The following is a 20,025-nucleotide window of genomic DNA, read 5'->3' on the forward strand; positions in this document are numbered from 1 at the left end:
TTCTGAAAAGATGTACACTTTTCAGACAGTTCCTGCTTTTAATGCAATGAAAATTTGCTTTTCCCTTATTTACTTTATCCATACTTCAAAAAAGACATCATTGATACATTCATCAATAATGTATTCGAGTGCATCTTCTTCTTGCTTTTTTAAGCGTTTTATAAAAGTCTTTTGCATATACATAACTCCTTATTATTTGAAAAAGCCTTTTCACTAATTACAACGAAATCAACGGAGGATTATTCTCAACAAAATAAATAACTGCTCCAATAATTTTGGAACAGTTTTAAAGATAATGTAGTTACTCAGCATCTATAGTAAATAATAGACGAATGCCATTAGGGTCTTCTACTGAAAAAATTTGTGTGCCGCCATAAGCTGGAGCATTTTCAAAATGCTCTACAGTGAAGCCTGCTGCTGTTAATTTTTCATGAACTCGCTGTGCTACTGTATCATTTTCTAAAACAATTGTGAATGATTGTAGTCCAACATGATTTGGTGAAGGCTTCATACCGTTCTCACTGTGCCAAGTATTTAAGCCAATATGGTGATGATAGTCGCCTGTTGAAATGAAGAGCGCTTGTTTGCCATAACGTGAAACGACATTGAAATCAAGTACATTTGTATAAAATTGCTCAGATTTTTCTAAATCAGCAACCGATAAATGAATGTGTCCGATTATTGTGCCTTTAGGTAAACCGTTCCATTGCCCATCAGCCGCAGCTAGAATAGGGTTAAAATTTAGCTGCTCTGTAACCATTTTGACTTGATTATCACGCCATTGCCAGTTGCTTGCAGGACGGTCAATATAGATTTCGATACCGTTGCCGTCTGGGTCGTTTAAGTACAATGCTTCACTTACATAGTGGTCTGCTGCACCGATGCGAATATTGTGCTGTACAAAATGCTGCACAATATTGCCCAAATCTTTGCGGTTAGGTAATAATAGCGCAATATGATACAGCCCTGTTAGCCCGTTGCCTAGAGGAAGGGCATTCTCAACTTCAATTAATGATAAGATGCTTGTCATGCCATCGACAGTTAAATAGGCATTTTGCTCATCTTGCTGTAAAATTTGAAAGCCGATAAGTGATGTATAATAGTCAAGTGATTGCTGTAAATTTGAAACTTTTAATTGTAAATGTGATGCATACATATTTGGTTTTTGGTGAAAGTTTATTGTCATATGGAAACTCCTCTATGATTAGGATACTTAACTAAGTTACTTTAAGTAAGTTTAAATGTTAAAAGAAAAAAATACAAGAAAAAAACACTCGAAATATATCCGAGTGTTTTGTAGTCGCCTAATAAATAAAGGCTTAAAAATTAGTCCTTTTTAGCAAATGGCTTTCCTTCGTAACCGCCAGTGAAAATTGCAATTAGAAAAGATGCACAAACGCCAAGAATTAATAATAATTTCATGGAAGTATCCTCCTCATGTATATAAACTCTTTTATAAGTATAGCCTATATATATAAACTTTACTATGGTTATTTTGTGTCTAAATAGGTTAAAAACAGACATTATCGGGAATAGAAAATAAAAAAGGAGGGGTCTAAAATGGAGAAAGAGAATAAACAACCAACAAGCGGGCATATGGTGAACAATATGGAGGATTTAAAACAACTAGGTAAGCAAATGGAAAATATGAGAGATGGTCAGCAATTGGAGGAGGATGAGCGCATCGTAGACCCACAACAATTCGATAAAACAGAGGAGAATTAAACAAGCGCTAATATCATTTTGAATTTGCTTATAAACTATGGCAAGCCGCAAATAGAGCTAGAATGTCACAAATCAATGGTAATATTCGAGAATAGGATTAAATAGTATGATTACGTGCAGGATTCACTGTTGGAATTAAAGGCGTGTCTGAACATCATTTTTGGACACGCTTTTTGTGATGCAACCTCGTAATTTTTCGTATGAAGATTCGTTTCTCGAAAGAATGGTCGATTAAGTATATAATAAAATTAGAATGCAGAAGGAGGGATGAAAATGCACTTGCAAAGTACAAAAAGACTGGAAAATGGTGTTGAAATGCCGCTTTTTGGTTTAGGTGTGTATAAAATGACAGACCGTGATGAAACAATTTCTGCCATTACGAAAGCATTGCAGGTTGGATACCGCGCGATTGATACGGCTTCACTTTATTTCAACGAGATCGAGGTAGGTGAAGCGATTCGACATTCGAATGTGCCGCGCGAGGAAATCTTCGTTACGACAAAGGTTTGGAATACAGACCAAGGCTATGACAATACATTGCGGGCTTTCGAAGCATCATTGAAAAAATTAGCGATGGAATATGTTGATTTATATTTAACACATTGGCCAGTGGCGGATAAATTCGTTGATACATATCGAGCAATTGAACGCCTCTATGATGAGAAGTTAATACGTGTGCCGGGTGTGTCGAATCATCATTCACATCATTTGGAGCAAATTTTTACTAAAGCAAATACAGCTCCAGCTGTTAATCAAGTAGAAATGCATCCGTATTTATCGCAACAAGATTTGCGTGCATTTTGCGCGGAGCACAATATTGCTGTAACAGCATGGTCACCATTAGGGCGTGGTGGGGTGCTAACGGATGACACGATTCAAGCACTTGCGGTAAAGCATGGCAAAACACCAGCGCAAATTGTGCTGCGCTGGCATTTACAGCATGGCATTATCGTCATACCGAAATCAGTAAAGTCACATCGAATTGAAGAAAACGCGCAAATTTTTGATTTTGAATTATCGGCGCAAGATATGCTGACACTTGATGCATTAAATCAAAATAAACGCTTTGGGAAAGATCCAGATAATTTTACATTTGATATATAAGGGGGACTCATCCATGACAATTTCAAAAACTATAACATTAGCAAATGGTGTGGAAATGCCACGCATTGGCTACGGTGTATTCCGAATGAAGGAGCATGAAGTCGCATTTAATGGCGTGATTGAGGCATTAAATGCAGGCTATCGTGCTATTGATACAGCAGCGATTTATCAAAATGAAGAAGCAGTTGGGGAAGCAATTAAAGCATCAGGAGTGGAGCGTTCGGAATTATTTATTACGACGAAGGTTTGGAATGCGGATCAAGGCTTTGATAATACTTTACGTGCTTTTGAAACATCCTTAAAAAAATTAAATTTGGAATATATTGATTTATATTTGACGCATTGGCCAAAGCCAACATTGGCAGAAACATATAAAGCAATAGAGCGCCTTTACGAGGAAAAGCTAATTCGTGTGCCAGGCGTTTCTAACCATCATCAACATCATTTGGAGGAAGTATTTGCAGTAGCGAATGTTAAGCCGATGGTGAATCAAGTAGAATGTCACCCATCTTTAGCACAGCATGATTTACGTGCATTTTGTGCGCAGCATAATATTGCGGTAACAGCATGGGCTCCACTAGGAACAGGTATTGTCTTCACACATCCTATCGTAAAAGGTTTAGCTGAGAAATATAGTAAAACACCTGCACAAATCGTGCTACGTTGGCATTTAGAAGTAGGTAATATCGCAATTCCGAAATCGGTAACACCACAGCGCGTCAAAGAAAATTTAGAGGTATTTGACTTCGCTTTAGCTGTTGATGAAGTTGCGGCAATTTCTGCATTAAATACATTCCATCGTACAGGTGCTGACCCTGATAATTTTGACTTTTAACTGTGAAAGACGCCAAATGAACGACAATCTATGATAAAATATGAATGTATATCTATATAAATAGGGAGGATTTTCCGATGGCATCAGTATCACATGCAAATGCAAAGATTACACCAGAGCGTTTAGAGGAAGCTTTAGCAGTACGTGACCGCTTAATCATTGAATTATTAGTACAAGTACTTGATGAGCAATTAGTTATCGAGCGTCCAATTTTACGTGAGCGCGTAGGTAACCTAGTACAACTATCTGATAGCGATGATGAACTAAAAGAAACAATCTTTGCGCTTATTAACAAACTATAAGAAGTGGGGAAGGCGTTCAAAAAACCGTGCAGTTGCCGGCGTTTTGAACGCTTTTGTTGTTGTAAAATGTCAGTTATCTGTGAAAGTGGAGGAAGCACTAACTTTAGCGATTTACTTTTAAATGCAAAATAACTGTAACGCGAGTTTTCATTGATTCGACTTTCAGATGCCTTATTTTCATGTTAATGAGCGAATTCAGCCGATTTATGAGCGAATCGACACTTTCTGCCTATTAATTTTGAAAGAAAGCTTTTCATTAAACAATAGAGAAGGGGCTGTCCAAAAAGCCGTACATAGCCGGCATTTTGGACAGTAGCGATGATGTTTCACAAAATATTGATTCATATAAACAGAAAACGCCTCTTTTAAAAATGTGATAGACATTGGCTTTAGCAGTGTACTCCTTCAGTAAAAGGGAAGCGATGAAAACATTGATTTCAATGCGATGGCAAAACAAAATGGACTTTTAGGACGCCCGCTTCTTACTGTCAGCCCTTCTCAAAAGCTAGTTTGACGCCAAAAAGAATGAGTATAGCTCCTGTTGCCCCCTCCATCCATTTTTGTGTGGACGGTTTGTTCATAAATGCTCGAATTTGGTGAAGCAAGTATACATAGCCGACAAACCAAATGGCTGTTAAAGCGGTATATGTAACCCCCATAATGAAAAATGGCAATAATGGCTCTGTATTCGATGCTAAAAATTGCGGTAAAAAAGTTAAGAAAAAAACGGCTACTTTCGGATTGAGCAAGTTTGTTAAAAAGCCTTGCATAAAGCTCGATTTGCTGTCATTCTTATGTGGCACTGCATCCGCAAGCTGTGGCTTTCGCCTCGTCATAGCGACCAATGTTTTAATTCCAAGATAAAGTAAATAAAAAGCGCCGATATATTTAATAATAGAAAAGACAACAGCAGATTTCACAATAATTGCTGATAAACCAAGCACAGCAGCAGACGTATGAATCATTAACGCACATAATGTCCCAGCCATTGTTTGCAAGCCAGCCTTTTTACTTGTGAGCAATGTATTTTTCGTAACAATTGCAGTATCAGGCCCTGGTAAAATAATGAGCATTATACACATAAATATGTAGAACAGAAAATTTTCCATGAACATCCTCTTTTCTCATAAATGATATTGCTCAATATTTTAGCAGAAATAATTGAAAATTCATAATACTATTTATCGATTATTAGTATATGTTCATGTGTGAATGGATGATGAAATTCAAGCTGTATAGCGTGTAATTCATAGTCATTCGATGCTGTTTGGCGTGCATTATACAATGTATCGCCGATTATTGGATGCCCTAAATGCGCCATATGAACACGTATTTGATGTGTGCGACCTGTCTCTAACACTACATGTACAATACAGCTATTTTTAAAGCGCTGCACAACTTCGTAGTGGGTCACAGCATGCTGACCAGATGCGGAAACGACGCGGCGCGTATTATGATGGCGGTCTTTGCCAATCGGTGCAGTAATAACACCGCTGTCTGTGCGAAGATTACCTTGTACTTCAGCCGCATATTTACGAATAATCGTTTTCTCTTCAATCATACGGTCGAATACGGATTTCGCAATGGGGTGTTTGGCAACAAGGAGCAATCCTTTTGTGCCTTGGTCAAGGCGATGTACATGTTCAGCATAATTACCGCCATTTTGTTGAATATGTGTCATTACGTGATTCATACAAGTATAATTATCCTTCACATCATTTGGATGTGTCGCCATCCCTTTTGGCTTCGAAACAATTAAACAATGAGCATCCTCATAGCGAATATTTAATTCACATTGCGACACGGTGTTATAGCTCGATGGCTGATTCGTAAAATTAAATGTTAGTGCTGTCCCAGCAGCGAGCGGCTCCTTCCATAATGGAGCGGTCCCGTCCTGTAGCGTAATTGCCTTTGCCATGCGTAATTCATGCACGATTTTTTTGCCTAGACGCCAATCCTCACGCAAAAGCTCCTCAATTGTAAGACCGTCCTGTTGAACTGTATAGGTAAACATATATATCCTCCTAAAAAATAAGAGGCGGTCGGATAAGTCCAAACACGCCTTTGAAAATAAATTTTATCCCTCATTAAAAGCCCGATTGGTTCAACTAACAATGAGATTGTCTGACAAGTCTATTTTATTTTGCTATCGCATTAAAAAAGAGGTTTTCATCGCTCCACTTTTATTGAAAATCAACACTGCTAAAGCGAATGTTTAGCCAATTTTTAAAAGATGCCATCTCTATTTAGTTGAGCTTCTCTTTTATCAAACATCATCACTGCTGTCCAAAATGCCGGCTAAGCACGGCTTTTTGGACAGGACGATTTTATTGTGCACTAACACTTTTGAAAAAGCTATTGATTGTATCTACATCATGGTCACCAGTCATGCGTGTTACTTCCTGACCTTCATTGAAGTAAATAAGTGTAGGTGTATGAGTTATTTTGTATTTTTCCCATTGTTCTGGGAATTCTAACACATTTAATTGGTCAATATGAATACCTAAATCCTCCGCGGCTGGCATTAATTTAGGTGTCATTTGCTGACAGTATACACATTCTGGGCTGAATATATAAGCATAAACAGGCTCACCTGAAGCGATTTTTTGCTCCAATGCATCTGGTAAAATAATGTTTTGATAGTTTTTGTCACTTAATTGGTCAATTGTAGATTGTCTTAAGTTTGTTTTACCGTAAGGGTTATTTTCTAATTTACTGCTGTTTGACATATTTGTTAAAATAATAATCGCTGCGAATAATACAACGATAATTCCACCAAAAATAGCAAGCTTCTTCATTTTATTTTTCCTCCTTCAAAACACGTAACATATAAAAGCTAATTGCTGCAATGATAATAAATGCTGTTAATGCTAAAAATGGAATAGTAATAAATCCAAGCCAATTAATATATTGCCCTGTACAAGGAACTAGACCACATGCAGGGGCAGATTCCTGTAAAAAATCCAGCTTCTGAATGCCATAATGATACAGGGAAATACTCCCACCTATACAAGCAAATACAGCAGTTGTTAGTGCGATACGCGCATTTTTTTGAATGTAAGCAATCGTTGTCATAATTACAATTGGATACATAAGAATTCGCTGATACCAGCACATTTCACAAGGCGTGTATTGCCTAATTTCCGAGAAATAAAGCGAGCCCAGTGTTGCAACTAGCGACACCACCCAAATCGCAAGTAAGCTGTTTTCTAATTTTTTATTCATAGCTAATCTCCTACACGTCAAAATGAATGATACGTACTGCTTATTATAGAGAAAGCGTTAATAGAAGTAAATTGTCTAGTTTCCGAATAATTTGTGAGATGGATTTCACAATTGATTTCAGCCCAAAGTATGAGTGTCATGTGCATGCACTCGACCTCTATTCAATGATATGATAATGGAAAGAAATTAGAGGTGAATCATGGGCTTAAATCATTCAAACATTACAATATTAAAAGAAATTGCAGAACTGTTAAATGAAGAAACCGAAATGATTCCAATGTTGCGAGGAGCTTTATCAAAATTTTTAAACGGTACGCAGTTTGATACAGGGTGGATTTTTTTTATTGATGCTAAAGGGAAATCCACATTAGTTGCACATGAAAATTTGCCACAGGCACTTGCAAAAAATGATTGTAAACATCTAAATAAAGGTGGCTGCTGGTGTGTGTCGCGCTATCGTAATAATGAGCTGATGAAGGCTTCGAATATTATTGAATGTCAGCGTATTGAAAGTGCAATGGGGGATAGTGATGATGATACAGGGGGGATTACACATCACGCAACAGTGCCACTTCAATCTGGACAGGAGCGCTTCGGTATTTTAAATGTCGCATCGAAAAACACGGTAAGCTTTACTGAGGAGGAGCTTGAGCTATTAGAGTCAGTTGCTTTTCAAATGGGCTCCGCAATAAAAAGAATCCATTTAACGAACGAGCAACAGGAAATTGCATTAGTACAGGAGCGTAATCGACTAGCGCGGGATTTACACGATTCTGTCAATCAGTTGTTATTTTCAGTGACATTAACATCGCGAGCTGGTATTGAAATGAGCGACCAACCTGAAATAAAGGAAACATTTAAAGAAATTCAAGAGCTAACACAGGAAGCTTTAACGGAAATGCGCGCACTAATTTGGCAGTTGCGCCCTAAGGGACTTGAAAGTGGATTAATTGAGGCGATTAAAGTATACGCTGAGATGCTTGGTCTAAAGCTAATTGTCAATGTTTCAGGTGTCATTCAACTTCCTTCACGCATTGAAGAAACGTTATTCCGTATTGCACAAGAAGGTTTAAATAATATACGTCGTCATGCTGGTGTTAAAATTGCCGAGTTGTATGTTACGGTGACACCAACAGATATTTTGCTCGTAATGAAAGATGAAGGGAGAGGCTTTGTTATCGATCCAAAGGCTAAAATACCTTCACTTGGTATTCAATCAATTAAAGATAGAGCGCATGCAATTGGCGGTACAGCCGATTGGGTGAGTGAAATTGGCAAAGGGACGGAATTATTAATCCGTCTGCCGTATTAGGGGGGAGTAATATGATACGTGTCTTAATTGCGGATGACCACCATGTAGTAAGAAGAGGTTTGCTCTTTTTTTTAAAAACACAAAAGGATATTGAGGTCGTGGGGGAAGCAAAAAACGGTGCTGAAGCTGTTCAATTAGTGAAAGAGGTACAGCCAGATATCGTCCTAATGGATTTAGTCATGCCTGAAATGGACGGTATTCAAGCAACAAAACGTATTAAAGCGTTGTACCCAGCAATTAAAGTGCTGATGCTCACGAGCTTTGCAGACCGAGACCATGTGTTACCAGCCATTGATGCGGGCGCATCGGGCTATCAGCTAAAGGATATCGAGCCGGATGATTTAGTGCATACAATCCGCCAAATTATGCGCGGAGAAAATATGCTGCACCCAGAAGCAACAACTCAGCTAGAGGAAGGCTTGCGTGAGGAGGAGCAAAAGCTTCATATCGCCAACCCGTTAACACCACGCGAACAAGACGTGCTAGCAGAGCTAACGAAGGGCAAAAGCAACCGAGAAATCGCCTCCTCTTTATTCGTAACAGAAAAAACAGTAAAAACACATATTTCTAATATTTTTGCCAAACTACAAGTGCAAGACCGCACACAGGCAGCCCTATATGCAGTAAAGCATGGGCTGACAGAGGGTAGCGGGCAAATGTGAAAAGAGGTATCAGGGAGCATTCATGCTCTCTGATACCTCTTTATAATAAAGCTCGAGATGCGTATAATAGATAGCTTAGATATGGAGGGGATTGGTATGTCAATATCGGTTCGACAATCTTAATTCTATTAAAATATTATTTAAGTGAGGATTATTATGGGGCAACTAACATTTAGCGAGCTACAAAACTACTTAGCATTAAAATATAAAGAAGGACGAACTTCTTCTGCATTATTTATGAAATTAGTAGAAGAAATTGGTGAAGTTGCAGAGGTATTGAACCAATTAGAAGGTCGAAAGAAAATCGGCTTAGATGCTTCTTTAGAAAAAGAATTAGTTGATGTTATACACTACGCAATAGCTATTGCAAGTGTAAATAATATTGATTTAACAAAGGCAATTATCGAAAAAGACAAGGAAGCAGCAATTAAATATAATCAATCTCCCAACTTGGAGGAGTTTTTAGTAGCCCAACAAAAAATAAAATAACAGTATTCATTAATTATTTCTCAATTACTATTCAAATGAAAGCGTCCAAAAAGCCGGCTACGCAAGGCTTTTTGGACGCCACTCTCCTTTAAAAATGGTAATCATCCTCTTTCGGAGCTGGTATTTCATGTGGTTCAATATGCACAAGCACTACACAATATGGATTGAATTTTTTAATCGTATTTTCTATTTGCTCTGTGATTTCATGGCTTTCCCATACATTCAAATAAGGATTAACTGTTACGGTTACATCGACAAATGACATATTGCCATGGGAGCGCCCTTTAAAATCAACTAAGTCGCTTACACCATCCACTTTCCGAATAAGCTCACAAAGTGCCTCCGTATCTTCCGTATTAAAACCATCGGTTAATGTATGCACAGCTTCCCAAAATATTTCTATACCTGTTTTGACAATAATAATGCCGACAAGTAACGCTGTAATGACATCAATAATTGGAAAGCCGATAATAGCTGCACCAATACCGATAGCTGTGCCAATACTAACGAGGGCATCTGAGCGATTATCGTAGGCGGCTGCTTTAACAGCACTGCTATTGATTTTATTTGCTAGCGCAATATTGTAGCGGTAAACACCGTACATAATAACAGCACTAATTAGTGCAATAATTGCTGTTAACATAGAAGGTGTAGTGTGTGTAGGATTCCAAATGTTTTTAACAGAAGATATGAGTACTTGGATACCTACTGCAATCATAATAAATGCTGCGATTAATGAAGCTACTGTTTCCGCGCGCAAATGCCCGTATTGATGGTTATCATCTGCTGGCTTTTGAGAAATACGCAAACCAACTAATACGGCGATAGAAGCGATAATGTCCGTTGTGTTATTTAAGCCATCTGCTTTTAATGCGGCTGAGCTCCCGAGATAGCCGACAATCAATTTCATCGCGCTTAATGCAACATATGTACCAATTGATAACCATGCACCTTTTTCGCCAGCACGTAAATTTGTATATAGCTCCACAATGTTTCCTCCTAGAAAGATTTTTAGGCATACTAAAGGGCGTGTCTGAAAAGTTATGTTCAGACACGCCCTAATGGTGACATATGTTTATGTGACCATCGTAGTATTAATAAATAATGTTTAGAAAGTTAAAACTTATTGTAAATCAAAAGTATCGAATCAAATGTTTTCAATAAGATATAATCTAATAAAACAGCTATCATTGTCCGAAAAGCGTTATGTTAGACCACTTTTCGGATAACTCCTTAAACTTCTTCAATTAAATTATTTTCGGTTACTTCAATCTCTTCTAGCTTTTTGATTTCGAGATATAAAATATGATGACCGTCGGATTCCTTAATTGTAAATTGATAACCGTAAGCTTCGAATGTATCACCTTCGACTACATCAAAATGCTGTGTCATTACCCAGCCACCGATTGTATCAATATCTTCATCTTCAATTGCAATTCCTAAAATATCATTGACATTTTCTAAAAGCACTTTTGCATCAATAATATAATGATTTTCGCTTATTTCCTGTATTTCTGGTATTTCGTCAGCATCGAATTCGTCTTGAATATCACCGACAATTTCCTCGATAATATCTTCAATTGTTACTAAACCAGATGTACCACCGTATTCATCCAATAAAATAGCCAAATGGATGCGTTCTTGCTGGAACTTTAATAATAAGTCACTAATCGGAATTGTATCAATTACACGAATAACAGGTTGCATATAATCTTCTACTTTTGTTTCCCCATTTACAGGGTCTTTAATGTAAGCAGTTAATAAATGCTTCATGTTGACTAAGCCGACAACATGGTCTTTGTCGCCATCGGTAATTGGATAACGCGTATATTGTTCAACGCCCATTACTTCAAATACTTCTCGTAATGTTTGGTCTTTTTCAATGCTAATAATTTCAGTACGGGGTACCATAATTTCTTTTGCGATTCGATCAGAAAACTCGAAAATGCTATTTACATATTCGTATTCAGAGTGATTAATTTCTCCACCCTTTAAGCTATCTGATAAAATCATGCGAAGCTCTTCCTCGGAGTGGGCTGCTTCTGATTCAGAAACCAATTTTAAACCAAAAAGTCCTGTTAACGCACGAGCTGAGCCGTTTAATGCGCGAATGAAAGGATACATAATGTTATGGAATAAAATAAGTGGCCCTGCTAAATTTAATGTGACAGCCTCCGCTTTTTGAATAGCTAATGTTTTCGGCGCTAATTCCCCTACGACAACGTGTAAAAATGTCACAAGTGAAAAGGCAATAATAAATGAAAGAAGCGATGTAATGCGACCTTCTAAGCCAAATAACTCAAATAACGGATGTAAAATAAACGCAAATGTCGGCTCACCTAGCCATCCTAATCCGAGTGCGGTAATTGTAATACCGAGCTGACAGGCTGACAAATATTCATCTAAATTTGAAATTACTTTTTTCGCCTTCAACGCCTTTTTGTTACCTTCCGCTACAAGCTGGTCGATACGTGTAGCCCTTATTTTTACTATGGCAAACTCACTAGCAACAAAAAATGCCGTAGCAGCAATTAATAGAGCAAATGCTACAAGCCTTATGGTTAGCTCTCCTATATCTCCGTCCAAATAATTCCTTTATTTGCGGCCCAGATGAGGGTGGCAAATAAAGAGTACACCTCCTATAATAGAAAAATTTTTTGAATACTTTTATCATAAAAGATTTCTCACTAAAAAACAATTTTTGCTGACGATTTTTTTCAACTCTGTTTAAAATGGCAAGTAAGGCTTGGTATGTGACGAGCAATAGTAAGGATAACCTTAATTCGAGTGAATATTCTGTTAATTTGTATTATCATATAATTAACTATAAATAAAAAGAGAGGGGACATGGCATGAATGCGAAAATGTGGTTGCTAGTATTTAGCGTATTACTGCTTTTAGTAGCTTGTACAGGTAATAAGAAAGAAGCTTGGCAGGAAAGCGAATTTTTTGAATCAGGAAGTTATCGAATGATTGGAATCAAAGATAAAGTTGGCTTTATTTACGATAAAGAAACGATACCATTTACTGCAAATGAACCGAATAAATATATGTGGCATTTTTGGGGGGATGAGGATGAGTTAAAAGGCGATATTAAAGTAATTGGGATATTTGAAGACGAGCCAGACGAAAAAATTGAAATTTTACACGAAAAAATTAACTATTTAAGTGCTCACAACGGTGCAGATTATCATATACCTAGTTTGATGGAGTTGCCGAAAGCTGGTATGTGGAAGCTAGAAGTTTATATAGATGATAAAATTTTTGAAACGATTTATGTTGAGGTGGCATAATTTTATTAACGACAGAATTCACAAAAACATTTAATTTTTCAAAAAATATTGACTTAGTAAATTTCTGTATGCTAATCTTAAGGGGCACTAAATAATTTAAGGAAATGGAGGTAAGGATTATGATGATTTTATTAAACAGCACAATAACTAAACATTTTAATCCGGACCTGTAGCATGTTCTTTTTATTATTTGCTTGAACGCGCATAATAACAAGATGATACAGGCACGTCCCTGTATCTCTTATTTTAGGCATGTATCCTAATATAATGGGGATATATGTCTTTTTTTGTGCCTAAGGCGTGCGAAAATAGATGAAGGAGGACATCCGTATGTTCAAACAGTTTCAAGTGAAAATTTTAAAAAGGGAATCGCTAGATAGTGGATAGTGTAACTTTACAGTGAAGGTAGGTAAAAAAGAATATGTTTGATGTATTAGGAAAATTAACATGGTTTTTTAAGCAATATTGGAGGCGTTACACAATTGCGATTGTGCTGCTGATTTTAGCGAGTATCGTTGAAGTACTTCCGCCATGGGTACTCGGTCAGGCAATTGATGAGATGACGGAGGGTATAATGACAAAGGAATTGCTTAGCTTTTATTTGATAGGCATGCTTGTCATTATTGTACTCAGTTATTTAATGAATTTCGTGTGGCAATATCAATTATTCGGCGGTGCGATTACATTGGAGCGGATTTTACGTAAACGATTAATGCACCAATTTTTAAAAATGACGCCAACATTTTATGAGAAAAATCGTACAGGTGATTTAATGGCTCGTGCGACGAACGATTTAAACGCGGTGTCATTAACGGCTGGTTTTGGTATTATGACGTTGATTGATTCGACGGTTTATATGGGTGCAATTATTTTAGCGATGGGCTTTTTCATTTCATGGAAATTAACATTTTTTGCAATGCTACCTGTGCCAATCATGGCGATTTTAATTCAATACTTAGGGAAAATCGTTCATGAGCGTTATATGACGGCGCAAGAGGCGTTTGGCGAGCTCAATGACGATGTATTAGAATCAGTCGCTGGGGTACGTGTTATTCGCGCTTACGTACAAGAAACGAGAGATCAAAAGCACTTTGCTAATAAAAGTGAGGATGTATTCCAAAAAAATATGCATGTAGCAAAAATTAATGCATTATTTGGACCAATTACAAAAGCAGGTACGGCTATTTGTTATGTTGTAGCATTAGGGTACGGGGCTGTCTTAGTATCGAACAACGAATTGACAGTAGGTCAGCTTGTAACGTTTAACGTTTATTTAGGGTTGGCAGTATGGCCAATGTTCGCCATTGGCGAGTTGATTAACGTCATGCAGCAGGGGAATGCTTCGCTTGACCGTGTACAAGAAACACTTGATTACGAGGCAGATGTACAAAATCCAACACAAGCTGTGGCATTACAAGCGCCAACAGCCATTGGTTTTAATAATTTTACATTCCAATATCCTTTATCGCAGGTGAAAAACTTGCAGCAAATTTCAGTTGCCTTAAAGCAAGGGCAAACTTTAGGAATTGTCGGGAAAACAGGCGCGGGTAAAACAACATTTGTTAAGCAGCTATTACGAGAATATCCAATTGGTAATGGTCAATTAACAATTGCTGACATTGACTTGGCACAGCAAACGAAGGAGCAAGTGCTCGATTGGATTGGCTACGTGCCACAAGACCATGTCTTATTCTCAAGGACAATTCGTGAAAACATTTTATTTGGTAAAGAAGATGCAACAGAGGCGCAAATTGCAGATGCGATTCGACTTGCGCATTTTGAGCAAGATTTAAAAAACTTGCCGATGGGCATTGAAACGCTCGTAGGAGAGAAGGGTGTTTCACTATCGGGTGGACAAAAGCAGCGTGTATCAATTGCACGTGCACTCATTAAAAATCCTGAAATATTAATTTTGGACGATTCATTGTCAGCAGTTGACGCAAAAACAGAGGCAAAAATTATTGACAATATTCAAAATGAACGTAGTGGTAAAACGACGATTATTACGACACACCGTTTATCAGGCATCCAACACGCAGACCACATTATCGTGTTAGATGATGGGATGATTACAGAGCAAGGTACACATGAGGAGCTTCTTGCACAGAATGGCTGGTATAAAGAGCAATTTGACCGCCAGCAGCTAGAGGGGGGATCTGAATGAGTACAAGTAAACGTTTGTATCATTACGCTTTAACATTTAAAAAGCCAATTTTAGTCGGTTTGACTTTATTAACATTAGCTGTTTTTGCAGAGCTAGCCGGGCCATTTATCGCAAAACATATAATTGATAATTATATGACGCCGGGGACAATAGCTGTTAAACCATTGACTGGACTATTAGCGGTGTTCTTCGGGCTATCTATAGCGACAGCGATTTTACGTTATTTTATGTATATTTATTTGCAAATCGGGGCGAATCGCGTTGTGCAACAAATGCGCCGAGATGTTTTTGGTCATATTCAAACATTGCCGATTCATTACTTTGACAATTTACCAGCCGGAAAAGTAGTGGCACGTGTGACGAATGATACAGAGGCTGTGCGCAATTTATATGTGCAAGTGCTCTCACAGTTTGCAACAAGCATTATTTCCATTGCAGGGGTTTATATTGCTTTATTTATTTTAGATGTGAAATTGGGGCTAATCGCTTTAATTGTTATTCCACTTGTTTATGGCTGGATGATTGGTTATCGCAAATTTGCCGCAAAGTATAATCATGTTATCCGAACAAAAATCGCAGATATTAATGCGATGATTAATGAGTCGATTAACGGAATGACAATTATTCAGGCATTCCGTCGCGAAAACCAAATGAAAAAGGAGTTCGCAGAGATGAATGATGAGCATTATGAATATAATCGCAAGCTGTTATTTTTAGATTCAGCTACATCATTCAACTTAGTAAACGTCTTCAGATTATTAATGTTTATGGTTTTCATTTATTACTTTGGTACGCAATCAATGACGATGCCAGAGGCAATAACAGCGGGGACATTATACGCACTTGTCGACTATTTGACACGTCTGTTCAACCCAATTGTTAACTTTGTAAACCAGTTCTCACAGCTTGAGCGCTCATTAGTAGCAGGCTCTCGCGTATTTGAGCTATTAGATCAACAGGGTGAACCAGTGAGTGAGTACCGTATCGAGCGTTATGAGGGCAATGTTCTGTTTGAAAATGTTTCATTTGCCTATAAAAATGATGAGTATGTGCTGAAAAATTTAAATTTCGAAGCGAAAAAGGGCGAAACAGTCGCGCTTGTTGGGCATACAGGGTCAGGAAAAAGCTCGATTATGAACCTATTATTCCGCTTCTACGACCCACAAAAAGGGTGCATTACAATTGATGGGCAGGATATTACAAGCTTGCCTCGTCAATCAATACGCGACCATATGGGCATTGTGCTACAAGACCCGTATTTATTTACAGGGACAATCGCCTCCAATGTCAGCTTAAACGACGAGCGTATTTCACGCGAAACAGTGGAAAAGGCACTAGCTGCTGTTGGCGGTGAACGCGTATTAGCGAATTTAGAAAAAGGACTGGATGAGCCGGTAATCGAAAAAGGAAGCACGCTGTCCTCAGGGCAGCGCCAATTAATTTCCTTCGCCCGCGCACTTGCCTTTAATCCAGCGATATTAATTTTAGATGAGGCTACATCGAATATTGATACAGAAACAGAGGAAATTATTCAGCATGCGATGGAAGTCCTAAAACAGGGACGCACAACATTTATTATCGCTCACCGTCTATCAACAATAAAAAATGCTGATAAAATTCTTGTATTAGACCGTGGCGAAATTGTCGAGCAAGGTACGCATGAGGAGCTATTAGCATTAGGCGGTCGCTACGAAACAATGTATCAGCTACAGGCAAATTCATTAAATGGATAAGGTGCCTGGCACGCAAACAATTCTGATAATTCACTACAATTTAAGGCGCTAACAAATTTTGTTAGCGCCTTATTTTTATCTTTTTAAATACTTCCTAAAATGCATTTTACCATAATTAAAATAAACCGAGTTTTGTAGTCTTGAAGACAAGATGAATCTTGCGAGCAATGGTGTTGTTTTGATTTTTGTTGTTAAGTATATTGCTTATTTACTACGAAGAACGTATATTTAGATTATCGAATTAATTGTCTAAAAAACGAGGTGCGACAAGTGAAAAAATGGCTTCATGAGTGGGGCAGAAGCTTAAAATCTTTTAATCGAAATATACGCTTATTTATTTTATCAAATGTGCTTATTCAAATAGGGATGGGCGTATTTAGTGTTATGTACAATTTATATATCCGGGAGCTCGGCTTGCCAGAGTCAGTGAATGGTAGTGTCATTTCTATGACTTCACTGGCGACGGCGCTAATGCTTATACCTGCTGGGCTATTGAGTGATAAAATTGGGCGCAAATGGCTCTTGATTATTGGCTCAACTTTAACGGCTATTTTGCTTGTAGGACGCAGTGTTGTGATTGCTGAGCAGCCAATGCTAATGCTTGCTTTCGGTATGGGGATTGTTTGGGCGCTAGCACAAGTTTCTGGTGTTCCATTTCTAGCTGAAAATTCGAGCCCGCGTGAGCGAATGCAATTGTTCAGTATTCATTTCGCACTTGTAACGGTATCCAATGTTGTCGGTAATTTATTAGGCGGTATTATTGCAGATAGCTTACAATGGCTAGCAAAAATGGGAGAGGTCGAGAGCATTCAAGTTTCACTACTGACTGGCTGTGTTATTTTCTTCTGTGGTTTATTCCCGTTATTCAAGCTAAAGCCTATGGCAACAAATGCACAGAAAGCAAAGGAAGAGTCACAAGAGGCGGCATCTGAAATGAGCAAGGAAGCAGGCTGGTCATTTAATTTAAAAATGATTTTATTTTTCGGTACAGCAAATTTACTAGTTGGCTTTGGGGCGGGCTTAGTCATTCCATACTTAAATTTATATTTTGCCAATCGCTTTGATGCTTCTAACTCTTATATTGGATTTATTTTAGCGCTAGGCTCTGCGATGACAACTGTTGCAATGTTAATCGGTCCAATGCTAGTAAAGCGTGTTGGAAAAGTGAGGGCGCTTGTTTTATTCCAGCTCATGTCCATTCCGTTTTTATTTTTAACGGCTTTTACCAACTCCTTGCTTCTAGCATCTATCGGCTTTTTAATGCGTCAGGCGTTAATGAATGCAGGTAATCCGATTCAAAGTGCGATTGCTATGGAAGTTGTTCATGATAAATATAAAGGTTTAGCCAACTCGGTTAATCAAATGGTCTTTAATTTAGGCTGGGCGGTTATGGGCTTGCCAGCTGCATGGCTTGTTACGACATATGGCTCTTACTGGGGCTATGCCTATGCCTTCACGATTACGGGTGGTCTTTATTTAATCGCCTCTACATTTTTCTATATTACATTTGGACGAAGGTACGTGTTGAGGGAAGAAACCGCAATAAAATAAAGAACCTCCTAAAGTGCTGCATCCCAAAACTTAGAGTAAAAACTAACTTTTGGGGTGATTTTTTTATGGTCAAATATAACGAAGAATTTAAGTTGAAAGTTGTCCAAGATTATTTAACGGGACATTAGGTTTTACTTTAATTACAAGGAAATATTTTATCTTTGATAAAACAGTCGTCATACGCTGGGTACGTGTTTATAAAGCATTTGGTCGAAATGGCTTGACAGTGAAGAAAAAGAAGCAGTTTTATTCTATTCAACTCAAATTAGATTTATTACACTTTATGAAACAAACAGGTGCTTCTTATCTAGATACAGCGATTCGGTGTAAGATGAATAATCCTTCTGTCATCGCCAAATGGAACAGTACATTTCTAAAAGAAGGAATAGGGGGCCTGCAAGAAAAAGTGAAGGGGCGCCCGTCTATGTCTAAAAAATCAAAATCAATCTCTCAGGCAAGAAAAAGAAATGTCACGTGAGGAGCAGTTAGAGCGCGAAAATGAACTACTTCGTCTAGAGGTTGCGTACCTAAAAAAGTTGAAGGCGTTTCGAGAGAATTTGGATGCCTTTCTCGAAAAGCACAAGCAGCGATTGCCTTTGAACTCAAAGAAGAAGGATTCCGATTAAAAGATGTCTTAGTACGTGTGGACATTCAAGAGGCTACGTATAGCAAATGCACCAGAAAGATCCAGATAAAGATTGGAAAACGTTAATTTTAGAGACGTTTAAAAAACATGAAGGTCGATATGGCTACCGTCGTATTCATGTAGAATTGATAGCGCAAGGCTACACAATTAATCATAAAAAAGTACAGCGTATCATGCAGGAATTGGATTTGAAATGTGAGAAATTCGTCCGCAAATCACGCTATAAATCGTATAAAGGCACAGTTGGAAAAGTGGCGAAAAATCGTTTAAATGGCCGTTTCAATACACCTTATGCCCTTCAAAAAGTGGTAACCGACGTAATAGAATTCAAATTTACAAATGATGAAAAATTGTATTTGAGCCCAATTATGGATTTATACAACGGCGAGATTATTGGATTTAGTATGTCTAAACGACTGACACTAGATTTTGTGCTAGATTCTTTGAAACAAGCCCTTCCAATTATTCAAGAACGTGCAGAATATCGAACAACGATTCATTCCAATCAAGGTTGGCACTATCAACAGAACAAATGGGTGAAAACTGAAGTGACCCCTTAAAGTTAGACACGGTTATTTCGTTTAGGCAATTTGGGTAAAATGAGTTCGGTACTGCACCGGACTCATTTTTAATTTTGCCTTCATACGTTTCGTGTTGTAATAGTTTATATAGTTTTCAAGTTCCTTTTTAAAATGCTCGACACTTTCAAATTCCTTTAAATAGAGAAATTTCGACTTCATGATGCCAAAGAAATTCTCCATGACAGAATTGTCGTAACAGTTTCCTTTACGCGACATACTCTGCACAATCCCTCTAAAGCCTTTTCTACCATCTCTGAAACTAATGAATATGTAGGTCTAGAGCCAATTGTATACGTAATAATTTCGCCATTAAATAAGTCTAAAACAGGCGATAAATAAAGCTTTTCACCAAATAACTTAAACTCTGTAATATCTGTTACCCATTTCTCATTAGGCGCTTTTG

General features: G+C 37.8%; 20 protein-coding genes and 1 pseudogene. 13 read left to right on the forward strand and 8 right to left on the reverse strand.

Going from position 1 to position 20,025, the window contains the following annotated elements; translation table 11 throughout:
* Positions 1-301: 301 nt before the first annotated feature.
* Positions 302-1,186, reverse strand: a complete 885-nt coding sequence (locus tag C9J36_RS16590; protein ID WP_107943804.1) for a VOC family protein — start codon at positions 1,184-1,186, stop codon at positions 302-304.
* A gap of 374 nt (positions 1,187-1,560) precedes the next feature.
* Here C9J36_RS16590 and C9J36_RS16595 point away from each other — a divergent pair, with 374 nt between their 5' ends.
* The 4 genes from C9J36_RS16595 to C9J36_RS16610 all read left to right on the forward strand — a co-directional run bounded on the left by C9J36_RS16595 (position 1,561) and on the right by C9J36_RS16610 (position 3,966).
* Entirely contained in the window at positions 1,561-1,725 is a 165-nt protein-coding gene (locus C9J36_RS16595) for a hypothetical protein (RefSeq protein WP_066167365.1), read from the forward strand.
* A 273-nt stretch (positions 1,726-1,998) separates the two neighbouring features.
* The gene (locus C9J36_RS16600; protein ID WP_107943805.1) at positions 1,999-2,829 is read left to right on the forward strand and encodes an aldo/keto reductase; all 831 of its coding nucleotides are present in this window, start codon (positions 1,999-2,001) and stop codon (positions 2,827-2,829) included.
* Between the two features lie 13 nt (positions 2,830-2,842).
* Complete coding sequence (locus tag C9J36_RS16605) at positions 2,843-3,664, forward strand: aldo/keto reductase (protein ID WP_107943806.1); 822 nt, start codon at positions 2,843-2,845, stop codon at positions 3,662-3,664.
* 77 nt (positions 3,665-3,741) lie between these two features.
* Entirely contained in the window at positions 3,742-3,966 is a 225-nt protein-coding gene (locus C9J36_RS16610) for a phosphate-starvation-inducible protein PsiE (protein ID WP_066167356.1), read from the forward strand.
* Between the two features lie 488 nt (positions 3,967-4,454).
* Here C9J36_RS16610 and C9J36_RS16615 read toward each other — a convergent pair whose 3' ends face one another.
* The 4 genes from C9J36_RS16615 to C9J36_RS16630 form a co-directional block, all read right to left on the reverse strand.
* The gene (locus tag C9J36_RS16615; protein WP_107943807.1) at positions 4,455-5,075 is read right to left on the reverse strand and encodes a LysE family translocator; all 621 of its coding nucleotides are present in this window, start codon (positions 5,073-5,075) and stop codon (positions 4,455-4,457) included.
* A gap of 68 nt (positions 5,076-5,143) precedes the next feature.
* Entirely contained in the window at positions 5,144-5,980 is an 837-nt protein-coding gene (locus C9J36_RS16620) for an RluA family pseudouridine synthase (protein ID WP_107943808.1), read from the reverse strand.
* A gap of 313 nt (positions 5,981-6,293) precedes the next feature.
* Positions 6,294-6,764, reverse strand: coding sequence for a thioredoxin family protein (locus C9J36_RS16625; RefSeq protein WP_107943809.1), 471 nt, complete (start codon positions 6,762-6,764; stop codon positions 6,294-6,296).
* Position 6,765: 1 nt separating this feature from the next.
* Positions 6,766-7,191 carry a disulfide oxidoreductase gene (locus tag C9J36_RS16630; RefSeq protein WP_066167345.1) on the reverse strand — a complete coding sequence of 142 codons (426 nt, stop codon included), beginning with the start codon at positions 7,189-7,191 and terminating at the stop codon, positions 6,766-6,768.
* A gap of 199 nt (positions 7,192-7,390) precedes the next feature.
* Here C9J36_RS16630 and C9J36_RS16635 point away from each other — a divergent pair, with 199 nt between their 5' ends.
* From C9J36_RS16635 to C9J36_RS16645, 3 genes are all read left to right on the forward strand, one after another.
* Positions 7,391-8,503: a GAF domain-containing sensor histidine kinase gene (locus tag C9J36_RS16635; RefSeq protein ID WP_107943810.1), complete on the forward strand. Its 1,113-nt coding sequence runs from the start codon at positions 7,391-7,393 to the stop codon at positions 8,501-8,503.
* An 11-nt stretch (positions 8,504-8,514) separates the two neighbouring features.
* Positions 8,515-9,165: a response regulator transcription factor gene (locus tag C9J36_RS16640; RefSeq protein ID WP_107943811.1), complete on the forward strand. Its 651-nt coding sequence runs from the start codon at positions 8,515-8,517 to the stop codon at positions 9,163-9,165.
* Between the two features lie 156 nt (positions 9,166-9,321).
* Positions 9,322-9,654, forward strand: a complete 333-nt coding sequence (locus C9J36_RS16645) for a MazG nucleotide pyrophosphohydrolase domain-containing protein (protein WP_107943812.1) — start codon at positions 9,322-9,324, stop codon at positions 9,652-9,654.
* A gap of 88 nt (positions 9,655-9,742) precedes the next feature.
* On the opposite strand, the gene C9J36_RS16650 is transcribed toward C9J36_RS16645, so the two are convergent.
* Complete coding sequence (locus C9J36_RS16650; protein WP_107943813.1) at positions 9,743-10,642, reverse strand: cation diffusion facilitator family transporter; 900 nt, start codon at positions 10,640-10,642, stop codon at positions 9,743-9,745.
* A 245-nt stretch (positions 10,643-10,887) separates the two neighbouring features.
* Positions 10,888-12,240, reverse strand: a complete 1,353-nt coding sequence (locus C9J36_RS16655; RefSeq protein ID WP_107943814.1) for a hemolysin family protein — start codon at positions 12,238-12,240, stop codon at positions 10,888-10,890.
* Positions 12,241-12,506: 266 nt separating this feature from the next.
* Between C9J36_RS16655 and C9J36_RS16660 the strand changes: the two genes are divergently transcribed.
* The 6 genes from C9J36_RS16660 to C9J36_RS16690 all read left to right on the forward strand — a co-directional run bounded on the left by C9J36_RS16660 (position 12,507) and on the right by C9J36_RS16690 (position 19,601).
* On the forward strand, positions 12,507-12,947 hold the full coding sequence (locus C9J36_RS16660; RefSeq protein ID WP_107943815.1) for a DUF4871 domain-containing protein: 441 nt from the start codon (positions 12,507-12,509) through the stop codon (positions 12,945-12,947).
* Positions 12,948-13,368: 421 nt separating this feature from the next.
* The gene (locus C9J36_RS16665) at positions 13,369-15,111 is read left to right on the forward strand and encodes an ABC transporter ATP-binding protein (protein WP_066167318.1); all 1,743 of its coding nucleotides are present in this window, start codon (positions 13,369-13,371) and stop codon (positions 15,109-15,111) included.
* Positions 15,108-16,844 carry an ABC transporter ATP-binding protein gene (locus C9J36_RS16670; RefSeq protein ID WP_107943816.1) on the forward strand — a complete coding sequence of 579 codons (1,737 nt, stop codon included), beginning with the start codon at positions 15,108-15,110 and terminating at the stop codon, positions 16,842-16,844. The genes C9J36_RS16665 and C9J36_RS16670 overlap by 4 nt, the downstream gene beginning before the upstream one ends.
* 270 nt (positions 16,845-17,114) lie before the next feature.
* On the forward strand, positions 17,115-18,395 hold the full coding sequence (locus C9J36_RS16675) for an MFS transporter (RefSeq protein WP_107943817.1): 1,281 nt from the start codon (positions 17,115-17,117) through the stop codon (positions 18,393-18,395).
* Positions 18,396-18,615: 220 nt separating this feature from the next.
* Positions 18,616-18,873, forward strand: a complete 258-nt coding sequence (locus C9J36_RS16680; RefSeq protein ID WP_153061613.1) for a hypothetical protein — start codon at positions 18,616-18,618, stop codon at positions 18,871-18,873.
* A 194-nt stretch (positions 18,874-19,067) separates the two neighbouring features.
* Positions 19,068-19,601: an IS3 family transposase gene (locus tag C9J36_RS16690; protein ID WP_107943820.1), complete on the forward strand. Its 534-nt coding sequence runs from the start codon at positions 19,068-19,070 to the stop codon at positions 19,599-19,601.
* A gap of 21 nt (positions 19,602-19,622) precedes the next feature.
* On the opposite strand, the pseudogene C9J36_RS16695 reads toward C9J36_RS16690, so the two are convergent.
* A pseudogene (locus tag C9J36_RS16695) lies at positions 19,623-20,025 on the reverse strand (IS3 family transposase); the annotation flags it as partial.

It is taken from the genome of Metasolibacillus fluoroglycofenilyticus (assembly GCF_003049645.1).
Classification (GTDB): domain Bacteria; phylum Bacillota; class Bacilli; order Bacillales_A; family Planococcaceae; genus Metasolibacillus; species Metasolibacillus fluoroglycofenilyticus.

Bases quoted from the DNA above. Each gene is read 5' to 3' on its own strand.
- C9J36_RS16615 (WP_107943807.1), bottom strand. From the start codon at position 5,075: ATGGAAAATTTTCTGTTCTACATATTTATGTGTATAATGCTCATTATT.
- C9J36_RS16645 (WP_107943812.1), top strand. From the start codon at position 9,322: ATGGGGCAACTAACATTTAGCGAGCTACAAAACTACTTAGCATTAAAA.
- C9J36_RS16690 (WP_107943820.1), top strand. From the start codon at position 19,068: ATGCACCAGAAAGATCCAGATAAAGATTGGAAAACGTTAATTTTAGAG.
- C9J36_RS16590 (WP_107943804.1), bottom strand. From the start codon at position 1,186: ATGACAATAAACTTTCACCAAAAACCAAATATGTATGCATCACATTTA.
- C9J36_RS16670 (WP_107943816.1), top strand. From the start codon at position 15,108: ATGAGTACAAGTAAACGTTTGTATCATTACGCTTTAACATTTAAAAAG.
- C9J36_RS16595 (WP_066167365.1), top strand. From the start codon at position 1,561: ATGGAGAAAGAGAATAAACAACCAACAAGCGGGCATATGGTGAACAAT.
- C9J36_RS16630 (WP_066167345.1), bottom strand. From the start codon at position 7,191: ATGAATAAAAAATTAGAAAACAGCTTACTTGCGATTTGGGTGGTGTCG.
- C9J36_RS16605 (WP_107943806.1), top strand. From the start codon at position 2,843: ATGACAATTTCAAAAACTATAACATTAGCAAATGGTGTGGAAATGCCA.
- C9J36_RS16640 (WP_107943811.1), top strand. From the start codon at position 8,515: ATGATACGTGTCTTAATTGCGGATGACCACCATGTAGTAAGAAGAGGT.
- C9J36_RS16665 (WP_066167318.1), top strand. From the start codon at position 13,369: ATGTTTGATGTATTAGGAAAATTAACATGGTTTTTTAAGCAATATTGG.
- C9J36_RS16600 (WP_107943805.1), top strand. From the start codon at position 1,999: ATGCACTTGCAAAGTACAAAAAGACTGGAAAATGGTGTTGAAATGCCG.
- C9J36_RS16610 (WP_066167356.1), top strand. From the start codon at position 3,742: ATGGCATCAGTATCACATGCAAATGCAAAGATTACACCAGAGCGTTTA.
- C9J36_RS16635 (WP_107943810.1), top strand. From the start codon at position 7,391: ATGGGCTTAAATCATTCAAACATTACAATATTAAAAGAAATTGCAGAA.
- C9J36_RS16660 (WP_107943815.1), top strand. From the start codon at position 12,507: ATGAATGCGAAAATGTGGTTGCTAGTATTTAGCGTATTACTGCTTTTA.
- C9J36_RS16620 (WP_107943808.1), bottom strand. From the start codon at position 5,980: ATGTTTACCTATACAGTTCAACAGGACGGTCTTACAATTGAGGAGCTT.
- C9J36_RS16625 (WP_107943809.1), bottom strand. From the start codon at position 6,764: ATGAAGAAGCTTGCTATTTTTGGTGGAATTATCGTTGTATTATTCGCA.